The 14,860-nt window shown below is 68.6% G+C and carries 14 protein-coding genes and 1 pseudogene; all 15 read left to right on the top strand.

Features of this window, described 5'->3' with window-relative positions; translation table 11 throughout:
• The first annotated feature begins 60 nt into the window (after window positions 1–60).
• Window positions 61–3,948 (top strand): DNA-directed RNA polymerase subunit beta', encoded by a 3,888-nt coding sequence (locus ABD211_RS00370; protein ID WP_344124973.1) that lies wholly within the window; start codon window positions 61–63, stop codon window positions 3,946–3,948.
• A gap of 145 nt (window positions 3,949–4,093) precedes the next feature.
• Window positions 4,094–4,465: a hypothetical protein gene (locus ABD211_RS00365; RefSeq protein WP_344124972.1), complete on the top strand. Its 372-nt coding sequence runs from the start codon at window positions 4,094–4,096 to the stop codon at window positions 4,463–4,465.
• Window positions 4,466–4,526: 61 nt separating this feature from the next.
• Window positions 4,527–5,210: a hypothetical protein gene (locus ABD211_RS00360; RefSeq protein ID WP_344124971.1), complete on the top strand. Its 684-nt coding sequence runs from the start codon at window positions 4,527–4,529 to the stop codon at window positions 5,208–5,210.
• A gap of 455 nt (window positions 5,211–5,665) precedes the next feature.
• Window positions 5,666–6,040 (top strand): 30S ribosomal protein S12, encoded by a 375-nt coding sequence (gene rpsL, locus ABD211_RS00355; protein WP_344078776.1) that lies wholly within the window; start codon window positions 5,666–5,668, stop codon window positions 6,038–6,040.
• The gene (rpsG, locus tag ABD211_RS00350; protein ID WP_344124970.1) at window positions 6,040–6,510 is read left to right on the top strand and encodes a 30S ribosomal protein S7; all 471 of its coding nucleotides are present in this window, start codon (window positions 6,040–6,042) and stop codon (window positions 6,508–6,510) included. Before rpsL ends, rpsG begins: the two co-directional genes overlap by 1 nt.
• A gap of 66 nt (window positions 6,511–6,576) precedes the next feature.
• Window positions 6,577–8,676, top strand: a complete 2,100-nt coding sequence (fusA, locus tag ABD211_RS00345; protein ID WP_344124969.1) for an elongation factor G — start codon at window positions 6,577–6,579, stop codon at window positions 8,674–8,676.
• Between the two features lie 127 nt (window positions 8,677–8,803).
• Window positions 8,804–9,997, top strand: a complete 1,194-nt coding sequence (gene tuf / locus ABD211_RS00340; RefSeq protein ID WP_344124968.1) for an elongation factor Tu — start codon at window positions 8,804–8,806, stop codon at window positions 9,995–9,997.
• Window positions 9,998–10,464: 467 nt separating this feature from the next.
• Window positions 10,465–10,773: a 30S ribosomal protein S10 gene (gene rpsJ, locus ABD211_RS00335; RefSeq protein WP_018347762.1), complete on the top strand. Its 309-nt coding sequence runs from the start codon at window positions 10,465–10,467 to the stop codon at window positions 10,771–10,773.
• 13 nt (window positions 10,774–10,786) lie between these two features.
• Window positions 10,787–11,449, top strand: a complete 663-nt coding sequence (gene rplC / locus ABD211_RS00330) for a 50S ribosomal protein L3 (protein WP_344124967.1) — start codon at window positions 10,787–10,789, stop codon at window positions 11,447–11,449.
• The gene (gene rplD, locus ABD211_RS00325) at window positions 11,446–12,093 is read left to right on the top strand and encodes a 50S ribosomal protein L4 (protein ID WP_344124965.1); all 648 of its coding nucleotides are present in this window, start codon (window positions 11,446–11,448) and stop codon (window positions 12,091–12,093) included. Before rplC ends, rplD begins: the two co-directional genes overlap by 4 nt.
• Window positions 12,090–12,392 (top strand): 50S ribosomal protein L23, encoded by a 303-nt coding sequence (gene rplW, locus ABD211_RS00320; protein ID WP_344124964.1) that lies wholly within the window; start codon window positions 12,090–12,092, stop codon window positions 12,390–12,392. Before rplD ends, rplW begins: the two co-directional genes overlap by 4 nt.
• Before the next feature lie 12 nt (window positions 12,393–12,404).
• Window positions 12,405–13,244: a 50S ribosomal protein L2 gene (gene rplB, locus ABD211_RS00315; RefSeq protein ID WP_344124963.1), complete on the top strand. Its 840-nt coding sequence runs from the start codon at window positions 12,405–12,407 to the stop codon at window positions 13,242–13,244.
• A 12-nt stretch (window positions 13,245–13,256) separates the two neighbouring features.
• The gene (gene rpsS / locus ABD211_RS00310; RefSeq protein ID WP_344078761.1) at window positions 13,257–13,538 is read left to right on the top strand and encodes a 30S ribosomal protein S19; all 282 of its coding nucleotides are present in this window, start codon (window positions 13,257–13,259) and stop codon (window positions 13,536–13,538) included.
• 36 nt (window positions 13,539–13,574) lie between these two features.
• A pseudogene (gene rplV / locus ABD211_RS00305) lies at window positions 13,575–14,048 on the top strand (50S ribosomal protein L22); the annotation flags it as partial.
• 113 nt (window positions 14,049–14,161) lie between these two features.
• A partial coding sequence (gene rpsC, locus ABD211_RS00300; RefSeq protein ID WP_344124961.1) for a 30S ribosomal protein S3 occupies window positions 14,162–14,860 on the top strand: 699 nt, incomplete at its 3' end.

Genomic DNA, 14,860 nt, shown 5'->3' with positions numbered 1-14,860 from the left:
CCGGACCGCAGCCCCTCCTGAACCACCAGACGAGCTACTGAGATTCGAGGGATAGCCGAAGTGCTCGACGTCAACTTCTTCGACGAGCTCCGCATCGGTCTCGCCACCGCGGACGACATCCGTCAGTGGTCGCACGGCGAGGTCAAGAAGCCGGAGACCATCAACTACCGCACGCTCAAGCCCGAGAAGGACGGACTCTTCTGCGAGAAGATCTTCGGCCCCACCCGGGACTGGGAGTGCTACTGCGGTAAGTACAAGCGGGTTCGCTTCAAGGGCATCATCTGTGAGCGCTGCGGCGTCGAGGTGACCCGGGCGAAGGTCCGCCGTGAGCGCATGGGCCACATCGAGCTCGCCGCGCCGGTGACCCACATCTGGTACTTCAAGGGCGTGCCGAGCCGGCTGGGCTACCTGCTGGACCTGGCCCCCAAGGACCTCGAAAAGATCATTTACTTCGCCTCGTACGTGATCACGAGCGTGGACACCGAGGCGCGCCACCGCGACCTCGCCACGCTGGAGGCGGAGATCATCGCGGAGAAGCGGCACGCCGAGAACGGCCGCGACGCCGAGATCGAGAAGCGGGCCGCCAAGCTGGAGGCCGACCTGGCCGAGCTCGAGGCCGAGGGCGCCAAGAGCGACGTGCGCCGCAAGGTCAAGGAGGCTGGCGAGCGGGAGATGCGCCAGATCCGCGACCGCGCCCAGCGCGAGGTCGACCGGCTCGACGAGGTGCTCGACACCTTCCGCAAGTTGGACTCCAAGCAGCTCATCACCGACGAGCTGCTCTACCGCGAGCTGCGCGACCGCTTCGGCGAGTACTTCACCGGCCACATGGGCGCCGAGGCGATCAAGTCGCTGGTGGAGAACATGGACCTCGACGCCGAGGCCGAGAGCCTGCGCGAGACCATCCGCACCGGTAAGGGCCAGCGGAAGATCCGCGCGCTCAAGCGGCTCAAGGTCGTGGCGGCGTTCCTCAACACCACCAACTCGCCGCTCGGCATGGTCCTCGACTGTATCCCGGTGATCCCGCCGGACCTGCGGCCGATGGTCCAGCTCGACGGTGGCCGCTTCGCCACGAGCGACCTCAACGACCTGTACCGCCGGGTCATCAACCGCAACAACCGCCTCAAGCGACTGATCGACCTCGGCGCCCCCGAGATCATCGTCAACAACGAGAAGCGCATGTTGCAGGAGGCCGTCGACGCGCTGTTCGACAACGGCCGGCGCGGTCGTCCGGTCACCGGCCCGGGCAACCGGCCGCTGAAGTCGCTGTCCGACATGCTCAAGGGCAAGCAGGGCCGGTTCCGGCAGAACCTGCTCGGCAAGCGCGTCGACTACTCGGGCCGTTCCGTCATCGTCGTCGGCCCCCGGCTCAAGCTGCACCAGTGCGGCCTGCCCAAGCAGATGGCGCTGGAGCTGTTCAAGCCGTTCGTGATGAAGCGCCTGGTGGACCTCAACCACGCGCAGAACATCAAGTCGGCCAAGCGCATGGTCGAGCGTCAGCGCCCGGTCGTGTGGGACGTGCTGGAGGAGGTCATCGGCGAGCACCCCGTGCTGCTCAACCGTGCCCCCACCCTGCACCGTCTCGGCATCCAGGCGTTCGAGCCGCAGCTGGTCGAGGGCAAGGCCATCCAGATCCACCCGCTCGTCTGCACCGCGTTCAACGCGGACTTCGACGGTGACCAGATGGCCGTGCACGTGCCGCTGTCCGCGGAGGCGCAGGCCGAGGCCCGCGTCCTCATGCTGTCGTCGAACAACATCCTCAAGCCGGCCGACGGCAAGCCCGTGACCATGCCCACGCAGGACATGATCATCGGTCTGTACCACCTCACCCACCTCAAGGAGAACGCGCTCGGCGCCGGCCGTGCCTTCTCCTCCGAGGCCGAGGCCCGGATGGCGTACGACGCGGGCGAGCTGCACCTGCAGGCCCCGATCAAGATCCGCCTGCCGGAGCTTGAGGGCGTGGAGAACGGCGCGGGCAAGCCGGCGTGGGAGGCCCCCGAGGGCTTCCAGCCCGGCGACACCGTGATCATCGAGACCACGCTCGGCCGGGTGCTGTTCAACGAGACGCTCCCCGTGGCGTACAAGTTCATCAACTACGAGATCCGCAAGGGTCAGCTGTCGGCGATCGTCAACGACCTCGCCGAGCGCTTCCCGAAGGTGCAGCTGGCGGCGACGCTGGACGCGCTCAAGGAGGCCGGCTTCCACTGGGCCACCTGGTCCGGCGTGACCATCGGTATCGAGGACGTCGTGGCGCCGCCGCGCAAGCGCGAGATCCTCGACCGGTACGAGAAGGAAGCCGAGCAGATCGACAAGCAGTACCAGCGTGGTCTCATGACCGCCGAGGAGCGTCGCGGCGAGCTCATCGAGATCTGGACCAAGGCGACCAACGAGGTCGCCAAGGAGCTGGACACCGCGCTGCCGGTGGGCAACCCGCTGTGGACGATGATCCACTCGGGCGCCCGCGGCAACATGCTGCAGCTGCGGCAGATCTCGGCGATCCGTGGCCTGGTGGCCAACCCCAAGGGTGAGATCATCCCGCGCCCGATCAAGGCCTCGTTCCGCGAGGGTCTGTCCGTGCTGGAGTACTTCATCTCCACGCACGGCGCCCGCAAGGGTCTGGCCGACACCGCCCTGCGTACCGCCGACTCGGGTTACCTGACCCGTCGTCTGGTGGACGTCTCGCAGGACGTGATCATCCGCGAGGAGGACTGCGGCACGGACCGGGCCATCACGATCCCGATCGGTCAGCGGATCAACGGCGAGCTGGTCATGCACGAGCACGCCGAGACGGGCGTGGTCGGCCGCACGATCGCCGACGACGTGAGCGACCCCAAGGGCAACCTGGTCGTCGCCCGCGGCACCGACATCAACATGATCCTGCTGGCCAAGCTGATCGAGGCCGGGGTCGAGCAGGCGCGCATGCGCAGCGTGCTGACCTGCGAGTCGAAGCTCGGCGTCTGCGCGGCCTGCTACGGCCGGTCGCTGCCGACGGGCAAGACGGTCGACGTCGGCGAGGCCGTCGGCATCATCGCCGCCCAGTCCATCGGTGAGCCCGGTACGCAGCTGACGATGCGTACCTTCCACACCGGTGGTGTCGCGGGTGAGGACATCACCCAGGGTCTGCCCCGTGTCCAGGAGATCTTCGAGGCGCGCGTGCCCAAGGGCAAGGCGCCGATCGCGGAGACCCCGGGTCGGGTCCGGATCGAGGACGGCGAGCGGTCGCGCAAGATCATCATCGTGCCGGACGACGGCAGTGACGAGATCGTGCACGACAAGATCTCCAAGCGCGTCCAGCTGCTCGCGCACGACGGCGATCACGTCCAGGTCGGCGAGAAGCTCACCAAGGGCACGATCGACCCGCACGAGCTGCTGCGGGTGCTCGGCCCGCGCGCGGTCCAGGTCCACCTGACCCAGGAGGTCCAGGAGGTCTACCGCTCGCAGGGTGTGCTCATCCACGACAAGCACATCGAGATCATCATCCGGCAGATGCTGAAGCGGGTCACGATCATCGACTCGGGCTCGACGGAGTTCCTGCCGGGCCTGCTGGTCGACCGTGCCCAGTTCGAGGCGGAGAACCGTCGGGTCGTCGCCGAGGGCGCCGAGCCGGCCGCCGGCCGTCCGGTCCTGATGGGTATCACCAAGGCGTCGCTCGCCACCGACTCGTGGCTCTCGGCCGCCTCCTTCCAGGAGACGACCCGGGTGCTCACCGACGCGGCGATCAACGCCCGGAGCGACTCGCTCATCGGCCTCAAGGAGAACGTCATCATCGGCAAGCTCATCCCGGCCGGTACGGGCATTTCCCGCTACCGCAACATCCGGGTGGAGCCCACCGAGGAGGCGAAGGCCAAGGTGTACTCGATGACCGGCTACACCGAGGCCGACTACGGCTTCGGCCCGGCCAGCGGCGTGGCCGTCCCGCTCGACGACTTCGACCTGGGGTCGTTCCGCTGACGCGATAGATCAATAAACGCAGGCCCCCGCTTTACGGCAGGGGCCTGCGTTTGTTTCTGCGGTGAACCGCGTGTTATCAGGGTTTAACGGACCGGAGTGGGGCCCCGTCGTGCGGTGGGCCGGGGAACGTGCTGTGCTAGAGCGCATGACCGAAACCGTGATCGACCCGTCACCGACGGAGATGGCGCAACGGCACCCGCTCGACCCGGAGCCCGTGCGGTCCACCAAGGCCGCCGCGGTCCTCGCGCTCGGCGTGGCCGCCGTCGTGACCGCCCCGCTGGTCGGCGGCATCATCCCGGCCACGGTCGGCCTGGCGCTGGCCAGGCAGGCGCGCGGCGACCTGGTCCAGGGGAAGGGCTACCTGACCGGGGTGCGCCAGCTGCGCGTCGGCGTCGTGCTCGTCTGGATCGCTCTTGTCATCGCGATCGGCGCGCTGGTCGCGGCCAGCGTGGTCGGCCTGCTCTCGCTCGCCGGCGACGCCGGCAACGGCCAGGACTTCCCGCCGACGTCGGACTGAGCGCCCGCGGTCGCCTGCCGGATGAGCGAAGATGAAGGCCGGCAGCGACGGGAGGAGCGGCGTGGCACACCACATCGGGACGGGCGAGGCCTACCCGCCCGGCGGCTGGGCGTCGCCCGACGGCCCTCCGCCCGCCGTTCCCGCGCCCGTGGGCACACCGTGGCCGGACCCGCCGGCGGTGCGCCCGCCGGCGCGGGTCCAGCACCGCCCGGCCGGTCCTGTCGTCGCGCCCGTCGCGCCCGGATACCCGGTGCCCGGTCCCGCGGCCCCCATGCCGCCCTACCCGCGCGTCGACGGCAACTACGGCCCGCCCCCGCACCCGTGGCCCGTCCCGGCGGTCACCCGGGCGTACGGGCTGCCGGCGCCGGTCGCGGTGCTGCCCGTCCCCGAGACGCCGTTCGCGGTCGCGGTGGTGGGGGTGCGCCCGACGCTGAGCGGCCCGTCGGCGGCGAGCCTCGCCGGCGGGATCGCCGCCATCCTGGTGTCGCTGGTGTCGCTGTTCTTCGGCCAGGTGGGCGCCGAGGGCGGCTGGGGCCTGCCGGTCGGGGGCGCCTTCGCCGCGCTGGCCGCGTTCCTGGGGATCGCCGCGATCGTGCTGGCGGCTGTCGGCATGCGTCAGATCGAGCGGGCGCCCGTCGTCGGGATCTCCGGGCTGGGACAGGCCAGAGGTGGGCTGGTGTGCGGCGTGCTCGGTCTCGTCATGACAGCGGGAGCGGTGCTGGCGGCCCTCGCCGCGGCGACGTAACGGCGGGTCGGGTGGCCCGGACGCGACGCGTCCACGGCCGAGGTAGACTGAGTGTGGAAGAACACCGTCGTGGGTGCAGTGTGGGATAGGACGGACTGCGGCCGGGATGGATCCGGTGGGATCGGGCAGACTGGTGGTTGGGTGAATTAGGCCACCGTTAGCCCGATTTGGTCATCTCGTTTTGACCTGCGTCCTCGCGGTCGGTACTCTTTCCCCTCGTGCCTGGGTTCCCAGGCCGCTTGTGCGTGCGTTTGGGCCGGGGTCCGGTCGGGCGGGCACAGATAAAGCCGGTGGTGAACACCAACGGCACCGGTGTGGACCGGGCGACACGCCCGACCGCGGGGGCCGAAACAAATCACCATCAACACAACACCAGAAGCGTTATCCGGGAAAATCCGGTAACACAGGGAAAAGGCGCGGCCGCACGTGCGGTCGAAGGGAGACTTGAGGCCCGGATGCCCACGATCCAGCAGCTGGTCCGCAAGGGCCGCAAGGCGAAGACGAGCAAGACCAAGACGCCGGCGCTGAAGGGAAGCCCCCAGCGGCGGGGCGTCTGCACGCGCGTCTACACCACCACGCCCAAGAAGCCGAACTCCGCGCTGCGCAAGGTCGCCCGCGTGAAGCTGACCAGCCAGATCGAGGTCACGGCGTACATCCCTGGTGTCGGCCACAACCTGCAGGAGCACTCGATCGTGCTCGTTCGCGGCGGCCGCGTGAAGGACCTCCCGGGCGTTCGCTACAAGATCATCCGCGGTTCGCTGGACACCCAGGGTGTCCGCAACCGCAAGCAGGCGCGCAGCCGCTACGGCGCGAAGAAGGAGAAGAGCTAATGCCGCGTAAGGGCCCCGCTCCCCGCCGGCCGCTGATCGCCGACCCGGTGTACAACTCGCCGCTGGTCACTCAGCTTGTCAGCAAGATCCTCATGGAGGGCAAGCGCCAGCTGGCCGAGTCGATCGTCTACGGCGCCCTGGAGGGCTGCCGCGAGAAGACCGGCACGGACCCGGTGGTCACGCTCAAGCGGGCGATGGACAACGTGAAGCCGACCCTCGAGGTCCGCAGCCGCCGTGTCGGTGGCGCGACCTACCAGGTGCCGGTCGAGGTCCGTCCGGCCCGGGCGACCACGCTCGGCCTCCGCTGGCTGGTGACCTACTCCCGCGCCCGTCGCGAGAAGACCATGGTCGAGCGCCTCATGAACGAGCTGCTCGACGCGAGCAACGGCCTCGGCGCTTCGGTGAAGCGGCGCGAGGACACGCACAAGATGGCTGAGTCCAACAAGGCGTTCGCCCACTACCGCTGGTAGTGAGCAACCCACCCGCCGGCTGCCGCTGGCACCCGGAACCGACGAGACACGAAGTAGGGATCTGACGTGGCTGCCGCCGACAACGCGCTCGCCAAGACTCGCAACATTGGCATCATGGCGCACATCGACGCTGGTAAGACGACCACCACCGAGCGGATCCTGTTCTACACCGGTATCACGTACAAGATCGGTGAGGTCCACGAGGGCGCGGCCGTCATGGACTGGATGGAGCAGGAGCAGGAGCGCGGGATCACGATCACTTCCGCCGCCACCAAGTGCGAGTGGAAGGGTCACACGATCCAGATCATCGACACCCCGGGCCACGTCGACTTCACGGTCGAGGTGGAGCGGTCGCTGCGCGTGCTCGACGGTGCGGTGGCCGTGTACGACGGTGTCGCGGGTGTGGAGCCCCAGACCGAGAACGTGTGGCGGCAGGCGGACAAGTACCACGTGCCCCGCATGTGCTTCGTCAACAAGCTCGACCGGACCGGCGCGGACTTCTTCCGTTGCGTGCGCATGATGGTGGAGCGCCTCAACGCGACGCCGCTCGTGCTGCAGATCCCGATCGGCCTCGAGGGCGACCACATCGGCGTCGTGGACCTGATCAACATGCGGGCCCTGACCTGGCGTGGCGAGACCCAGAAGGGCGAGGACTACGCCGTCGAGGAGATCCCGGCCGACCTCGCCGACCAGGCGGCCGAGTGGCGCGAGAAGCTGCTCGAGACGCTCGCCGACGTCGACGACGCGGTCATGGAGAAGTACCTCGAGGGCGAGGAGCTCTCGGTCGAGGAGATCCAGGCCGCCATCCGGCGGGCCACGATCGCCAGCAAGGCCAACCCGGTCGTCTGCGGCTCGGCGTTCAAGAACAAGGGCGTGCAGCCCATGCTCGACGCCGTCGTGGCCTACCTGCCGTCGCCGCTGGACATCCCGGCGATCGAGGGCACCGCGATGGACGGGGAGACCCCGATGTCGCGTAAGCCGTCGCCGTCCGAGCCGTTCTCGGCCCTGGCCTTCAAGATTCAGACCGACAAGCACCTCGGCAAGCTCACCTACGTGCGCGTGTACTCCGGGACGCTCGAGTCCGGTTCCCAGGTGGCGAACTCCACCAAGGACCGCAAGGAGCGGATCGGCAAGATCTACCAGATGCACGCGAACAAGCGTGAGGAGCGCAGCAGCGCCAGCGCGGGCGACATCATCGCCGTGCAGGGTCTCAAGCAGACCACCACGGGTGACACGCTCAGCGACCCGGCGCACCAGGTGATCCTGGAGTCCATGACCTTCCCCGAGCCGGTCATCTCGGTGGCCATCGAGCCGAAGAGCAAGGCCGACCAGGAGAAGCTGGGCACCGCGATCCAGCGCCTCGCCGAGGAGGACCCGACCTTCCGCGTCCGCAACGACGAGGAGACCGGCCAGACGGTTATCTCCGGCATGGGCGAGCTGCACCTGGACATCCTGGTGGACCGCATGCGCCGCGAGTTCAACGTCGAGGCGAACATCGGCAAGCCGCAGGTGGCGTACCGCGAGACCATCCGCCGCGTGGTGGAGAAGATCGAGTACACCCACAAGAAGCAGACCGGTGGTTCGGGCCAGTACGCCCGCGTCATCGTGAAGCTGGAGCCGCTGCCGCTGGCCGCCGACGCGCCGACCTACGAGTTCGTGAACGCGGTGACGGGTGGTCGCATCCCGAAGGAGTTCATCCCGTCGGTGGACGCCGGTGCGCAGGACGCCATGCAGTACGGCGTGCTCGCGGGGTACCCGCTGGTGGGTGTGAAGCTGACGCTGCTCGACGGTCAGTACCACGAGGTCGACTCGTCGGAAATGGCGTTCAAGATCGCTGGTTCGATGGTGCTGAAGGAGGCGGCCCGCAAGGCCGACCCCGCGCTCCTCGAGCCGATGATGTCCGTCGAGGTCGTTACGCCCGAGGAGAACATGGGCGACGTCATCGGCGACCTCAACTCCCGGCGCGGCATCATCCAGGCCATGGAGGAGCGCGGCGGTGCCCGCGTCGTCCGTGCCCTGGTGCCGCTGTCGGAGATGTTCGGCTACGTCGGCGACCTGCGGTCGAAGACCCAGGGCCGGGCTAGCTACAGCATGCAGTTCGACTCCTACGCCGAGGTTCCGCAGAACGTGGCGAAGGAGATCATCTCGAAGGCCACGGGCGAGTAATCGCCCGCGGCCTCCAGGCTGCGAAGCACCGGGCTCTCAAGGCCGCGAGGCCGTAGGACCCACAGTCGACAGAAGAACCAACGTCTCGTGCGGATCCACCGCACCGGACAGTCACAGGAGGACACCAGTGGCGAAGGCGAAGTTCGAGCGGACTAAGCCGCACGTCAACATCGGCACCATTGGTCACATCGACCACGGGAAGACGACGCTGACCGCGGCCATCACCAAGGTGCTGCACGACCGGTACCCGGACGTGAACCCGTACACGCCGTTCGACGAGATCGACAAGGCGCCGGAGGAGAAGGCCCGCGGCATCACGATCTCGATCGCGCACGTCGAGTACCAGACCGAGGCGCGTCACTACGCGCACGTGGACTGCCCGGGTCACGCCGACTACATCAAGAACATGATCACCGGTGCCGCGCAGATGGACGGCGCGATCCTGGTGGTCGCGGCGACCGACGGCCCCATGCCGCAGACCCGCGAGCACGTGCTGCTGGCCCGCCAGGTCGGCGTGCCCTACATCGTCGTCGCCCTGAACAAGAGCGACATGGTGGAGGACGAGGAGCTCCTGGAGCTCGTCGAGCTCGAGGTCCGCGAGCTGCTCTCGGCTCAGGAGTACCCGGGTGACGACCTGCCGGTCGTCCGCGTCTCGGCGCTGAAGGCGCTCGAGGGCGACCCGAAGTGGTCGGACGCGCTCATGGAGCTCATGAACGCTGTCGACACCGCGATTCCGCAGCCGGAGCGCGAGGTTGACAAGCCGTTCCTGATGCCGATCGAGGACGTCTTCACGATCACCGGTCGTGGCACCGTCGTCACCGGTCGCGCGGAGCGCGGCATCCTCAAGCCGAACGAGGAGGTGGAGATCGTCGGCATCCGCGAGAAGTCGATGAAGACGACCTGCACCGCCATCGAGATGTTCCGCAAGGTGCTCGACGAGGCTCGCGCTGGCGAGAACGTCGGCCTCCTGCTGCGCGGCATCAAGCGCGAGGACGTCGAGCGGGGCATGGTTGTCGTCAAGCCCGGCACGACGACCCCGCACACCGACTTCGAGGCGACGGTCTACATCCTCTCGAAGGAGGAGGGCGGCCGTCACACGCCGTTCTTCCAGAACTACCGTCCGCAGTTCTACTTCCGTACCACGGACGTCACCGGCGTCGTCACGCTGCCCGAGGGCACCGAGATGGTCATGCCGGGCGACAACACCGACATGACGGTGAAGCTGATCCAGCCCATCGCCATGGACGAGGGTCTGCGGTTCGCGATCCGGGAGGGTGGCCGCACCGTCGGCGCCGGCCGGGTCACCAAGATCAACAAGTAGTACGTGCGACGGCTGGGCGGCCCGGGTCTTCTCCGGGGCGCCCAGCCGATCGGGCGAGGTCAGGGCGTCGGGAATGTGTTCTGGCTGACCCCGATTTCACATTGCCGCGTGAACTCCGGCATAATGAATAGGTTGCGTCCGCGAGGGCGTGCGCTGCTGCGTCATGTGCGTGATGTTGCGCGCTCCTCGCTCGGTGCCCGGCACCGGCCCCCGGTCGGCCACGGACACCTCCGCTCCCCATAAGGGTGGGCGTGCGGCGCCCACGGGAACATCAGGACCCAGAGCCCCCTCGGGGCGGAGCCTGGCCCGCGGCCGCGACACGCCCGACCGCGGGGGTCGGAAAGACACGAGGTCTCCGGGCCTCGTGTGCGGCGAGTGCAGCGCCGGACACACGTCCGGTTCCGGTGCCCCACCAGGGGCGCACGGGGGCATGGCCCCCGTGGGGTAGAGAAGGAAACGAAGCCACCATGGCGGGACAGAAGATCCGCATCCGGCTCAAGGCCTACGACCACGAGGTGGTCGACTCCTCGGCGCGGAAGATCGTCGAGACTGTGACGCGCACGGGCGCTCAGGTCGCGGGCCCGGTGCCGCTGCCCACGGAGATCAACCGTTACTGCGTCATCCGCTCGCCGCACAAGTACAAGGACTCGCGCGAGCACTTCGAGATGCGCACTCACAAGCGTCTGATCGACATCATCGACCCGACGCCGAAGACGGTCGACTCGCTCATGCGTCTCGACCTTCCGGCTGGCGTCGACATCGAGATCAAGCTGTAGGGACTGGGCTGGAATGGACAGGCAAGTTAAGGGCATCCTGGGCGCCAAGCTCGGCATGACCCAGGTCTGGGACAACAACAAGGTCGTCCCCGTAACCGTGCTGCTCGCCGGACCGTGCGTGGTCACGCAGGTGCGCACCCCGGACAAGGACGGCTACTCGGCGGTCCAGCTCGCCTACGGCGCGATCAACCCGCGCAAGGTGAACAAGCCGGTGGCGGGCCACTACGCGAAGGCGGACGTCGCGCCGCGCCGGCACATCGTCGAGCTGCGGACCACCGACGCCAGCGAGTACACGCTGGGCCAGGAGGTCACGGCCGCCGACTTCGCGCCCGGCACGTCGATCGACGTGACCGGCAAGACCAAGGGCAAGGGCTTCGCCGGCGTCATGAAGCGGCACGGCTTCCACGGTCTGCGCGCGAGCCACGGTGTCGAGCGCAAGCACCGCTCGCCCGGTTCGATCGGCGCCTGCGCGACCCCCGGCCGCGTCTTCAAGGGCGTCCGGATGGCCGGCCGCATGGGTAGCGAGCGCTTCACCGTGCAGAACCTGACGATCCAGGCGATCGACGCGGAGAACAACCTGATCCTCGTCAAGGGCGCCGTTCCGGGCCCGAAGGGCGCGCTGGTCCTCGTCCGGACCGCCGCCAAGACGGTGGCGAAGAAGGGTGGTGCGAAGTGACCACGGTTGACGTTCTCGGCACCGACGGTGCCAAGGTCGGCGCGGTCGACCTCCCCGCGGACATCTTCGACGTCCAGGCGAACATCCCGCTGATGCACCAGGTGGTCGTGGCCCAGCTGGCCGCGGCCCGCCAGGGCACGCACAAGGCGAAGACGCGTGGCGAGGTCTCCGGCGGCGGCAAGAAGCCCTACAAGCAGAAGGGCACCGGCCGCGCCCGCCAGGGCTCGATCCGCGCGCCGCAGTTCACCGGCGGTGGCGTGACGCACGGCCCGGTGCCGCGCGACTACTCGCAGCGGACCCCTAAGAAGATGAAGGCCGCCGCCCTGCGTGGCGCCCTGTCCGACCGGGCCCGCGAGGGCCGCGTGCACGTGGTCTCCACCTTCGTCGAGGGCGAGACGCCCAAGACGAAGGCGGCGCTGGCCACGCTGGGCGCGGTTGCCAATGAGGGCCGCATCCTGGCGGTGCTGAGCCGCGAGGACGAGGTCAACTGGCTCTCGCTGCGCAACGTGCCGACCGTGCACCTGCTCTCGGCGGACCAGCTCAACACGTACGACGTCCTCGTCTCGGACCAGGTCGTCTTCACCGCGGCGGCGCTCGACGAGTTCCTCGGCGTCCCGGCGGCAGCTGAGGAGGGTGGCAAGTGAGCACCGTTGCTGACCCGCGCGACATCATCGTGGCGCCGGTGATCTCGGAGAAGAGCTACAGCGAGCTCAACAAGAACTGGTACACGTTCCTCGTGAGCCCGGACGCGAACAAGACGGAGATCAAGATCGCTATCCAGCAGATCTTCGATGTCCGTGTGCTCAGCGTCAACACGCTCAACCGGCAGGGCAAGCGCAAGCGGACCAAGACCGGCTGGGGCAAGCGCAAGGACGTGAAGCGGGCGATCGTGAAGCTCGCGGACGGTGACCGGATTGAGGCCTTCGGCGGACCGGTCGGCTGAGGGGTATAGACAATGGCTATCCGTAAGTACAAGCCGACGACGCCGGGCCGTCGTGGCTCCAGCGTCAGCGACTTCGCGGAGATCACCCGATCGACGCCGGAGAAGTCGCTGCTGGTGCCGCTGCACAGCAAGGGCGGTCGCAACGCGCACGGCCGGGTGACCACGCGTCACCAGGGCGGCGGGCACAAGCGCCAGTACCGTCTCATCGACTTCAAGCGGGTCGACAAGGACGGCGTGCCGGCGAAGGTCGCGCACATCGAGTACGACCCGAACCGCACCGCGCGCATCGCGCTGCTGCACTACGCCGACGGCGAGAAGCGCTACATCCTCGCGCCGAAGGACATCAAGCAGGGCGACCGCATCGAGTCGGGCGTCGGCGCCGACATCAAGCCGGGCAACAACCTGCCGCTGCGCAACATCCCGGTCGGCACCACGGTGCACGCCGTCGAGCTGCGTCCGGGTGGCGGCGCCAAGCTGGCCCGCTCGGCCGGCACCGGCGTGCAGCTGCTGGGCCGCGAGGGTGACTACGCCACGCTGCGTATGCCGTCGGGCGAGATCCGGCGCGTGCTGGTCCAGTGCCGCGCGACGATCGGCGAGATCGGCAACGCCGACCAGTCCAACATCAACTGGGGTAAGGCCGGCCGCATGCGGTGGAAGGGCAAGCGCCCGACCGTCCGTGGCGTGGCGATGAACCCGATCGACCACCCGCACGGCGGTGGCGAGGGCAAGACCTCCGGTGGTCGCCACCCGGTGAACCCGAAGGGCAAGCCCGAGGGCCGCACCCGCCGCAAGGGCCAGCCGAGCGACCGCCTGATCGTCCGCCGCCGCTACGCGACGCGTAAGCGCGGCTGAGGGAGATAGAAGATGCCTCGCAGCCTGAAGAAGGGCCCGTTCATCGACGACCACCTGCTCAAGAAGGTGGAAGTCCAGAACGAGAAGAACAGCAAGAACGTCATCAAGACCTGGTCGCGTCGGTCGACGATCATCCCTGAGATGCTCGGTCACACCATCGCCGTCCACGACGGGCGCAAGCACGTCCCGGTCTTCGTGACCGAGGCGATGGTCGGGCACAAGCTCGGCGAGTTCGCGCTGACCCGTACGTTCAAGGGTCACGAGAAGGACGACCGGAAGAGCCGCCGCCGCTAAGGCGCCGCAGGACGACAGAGGATTAAGGGACACCCGATGCCAACGAAGAGCGACGCCGCAGCGCTTCCGGGCGCACGCGCAGTTGCGCGGCACGTGCGCATCTCGCCGATGAAGGCGCGCCGCGTGGTCAACCTCGTCCGCGGTCTGCCCGCGAAGGAGGCGCTCACGGTGCTGAAGTTCGCGCCGCAGGCCGCCAGCGAGCAGGTCTACAAGGTGCTCGCGAGCGCGATCGCGAACGCGGAGAACAACGAGCGCCTCGACCCCGACGCCCTGCTGGTCAGCGAGGCGTTCGTGGACGAGGGTCCGACGCTGAAGCGGTTCCGGCCGCGGGCGCAGGGCCGGGCGTACCGGATCCGCAAGCGGACGTGCCACATCACCATCGCCGTGGAGAGCGTGGTCACCGGCGGCGGCGCCCGTCGCGGGCTGACCGTGCCCGGCCGGGCCGCCGCGGCGAAGGCCGCGCCGGCGAAGGCCGCCGCGGAGACGGCCGCCGAGCCCGAGGCGACCGAGGTCGAGACCCCGGCTGCCACCGAGGTCGCGCCGAAGAAGAAGGCCACGAAGAAGGCCGCCACCAAGGCTGCCGGGTCCACCTCGGACGCGGACGCCGAGAAGGAGACCGAGTAATGGGTCAGAAGGTTCACCCGATTGGGTTCCGGCTCGGCATCAGCACCGACTGGAAGTCGCGCTGGTACGCCGACAAGCTCTACAAGGACTACATCGCGGAGGACGTCAAGATCCGCAAGATGATGTCCCGCGGGCTTGAGCGGGCCGGCATCTCCAAGGTCGACATCGAGCGCACCCGCGACCGGGTCCGCATCGACATCCACACCGCCCGGCCGGGCATCGTCATCGGCCGCAAGGGTGCGGAGGCCGAGCGCATCCGTGGCGAGCTCGAGAAGCTCACCGGCAAGCAGGTCCAGCTGAACATCCTCGAGGTCAAGAGCCCCGAGTCGGACGCGCAGCTGGTCGCCCAGGGCGTCGCCGAGCAGCTCTCCAGCCGGGTCAGCTTCCGCCGCGCCATGCGCAAGGCGATGCAGTCGGCCATGAAGAACACGCTGGTCAAGGGCATCCGGGTGCAGGTCTCGGGCCGTCTCGGTGGCGCCGAGATGAGCCGCACGGAGTTCTACCGCGAGGGCCGGGTGCCGCTGCACACGCTGCGCGCCAACATCGAGTACGGCTTCTTCGAGGCCCGTACGACCTTCGGTCGCATCGGTGTGAAGGTCTGGATCTACAAGGGCGACGCCGTTCCGGGCCGCGAGGCCCCGGCCGAGGCGCCCGGCGCCCGTCCGCGCCGCGACCGGGCCGACCGGCCCGAGCGCCCG

Origin of the sequence: Luedemannella flava, from assembly GCF_039528515.1 — a bacterium.
In the GTDB taxonomy this organism is placed as follows: Bacteria; Actinomycetota; Actinomycetes; order Mycobacteriales; family Micromonosporaceae; genus Luedemannella; species Luedemannella flava.
This window is presented reverse-complemented; position numbering and strand designations above follow the sequence as displayed.

Bases quoted from the DNA above. Each gene is read 5' to 3' on its own strand.
- ABD211_RS00365 (WP_344124972.1), top strand. From the start codon at position 4,094: ATGACCGAAACCGTGATCGACCCGTCACCGACGGAGATGGCGCAACGG.
- rpsJ (WP_018347762.1), top strand. From the start codon at position 10,465: ATGGCGGGACAGAAGATCCGCATCCGGCTCAAGGCCTACGACCACGAG.
- rplC (WP_344124967.1), top strand. From the start codon at position 10,787: ATGGACAGGCAAGTTAAGGGCATCCTGGGCGCCAAGCTCGGCATGACC.
- rpsL (WP_344078776.1), top strand. From the start codon at position 5,666: ATGCCCACGATCCAGCAGCTGGTCCGCAAGGGCCGCAAGGCGAAGACG.
- rpsG (WP_344124970.1), top strand. From the start codon at position 6,040: ATGCCGCGTAAGGGCCCCGCTCCCCGCCGGCCGCTGATCGCCGACCCG.
- rpsS (WP_344078761.1), top strand. From the start codon at position 13,257: ATGCCTCGCAGCCTGAAGAAGGGCCCGTTCATCGACGACCACCTGCTC.
- rplB (WP_344124963.1), top strand. From the start codon at position 12,405: ATGGCTATCCGTAAGTACAAGCCGACGACGCCGGGCCGTCGTGGCTCC.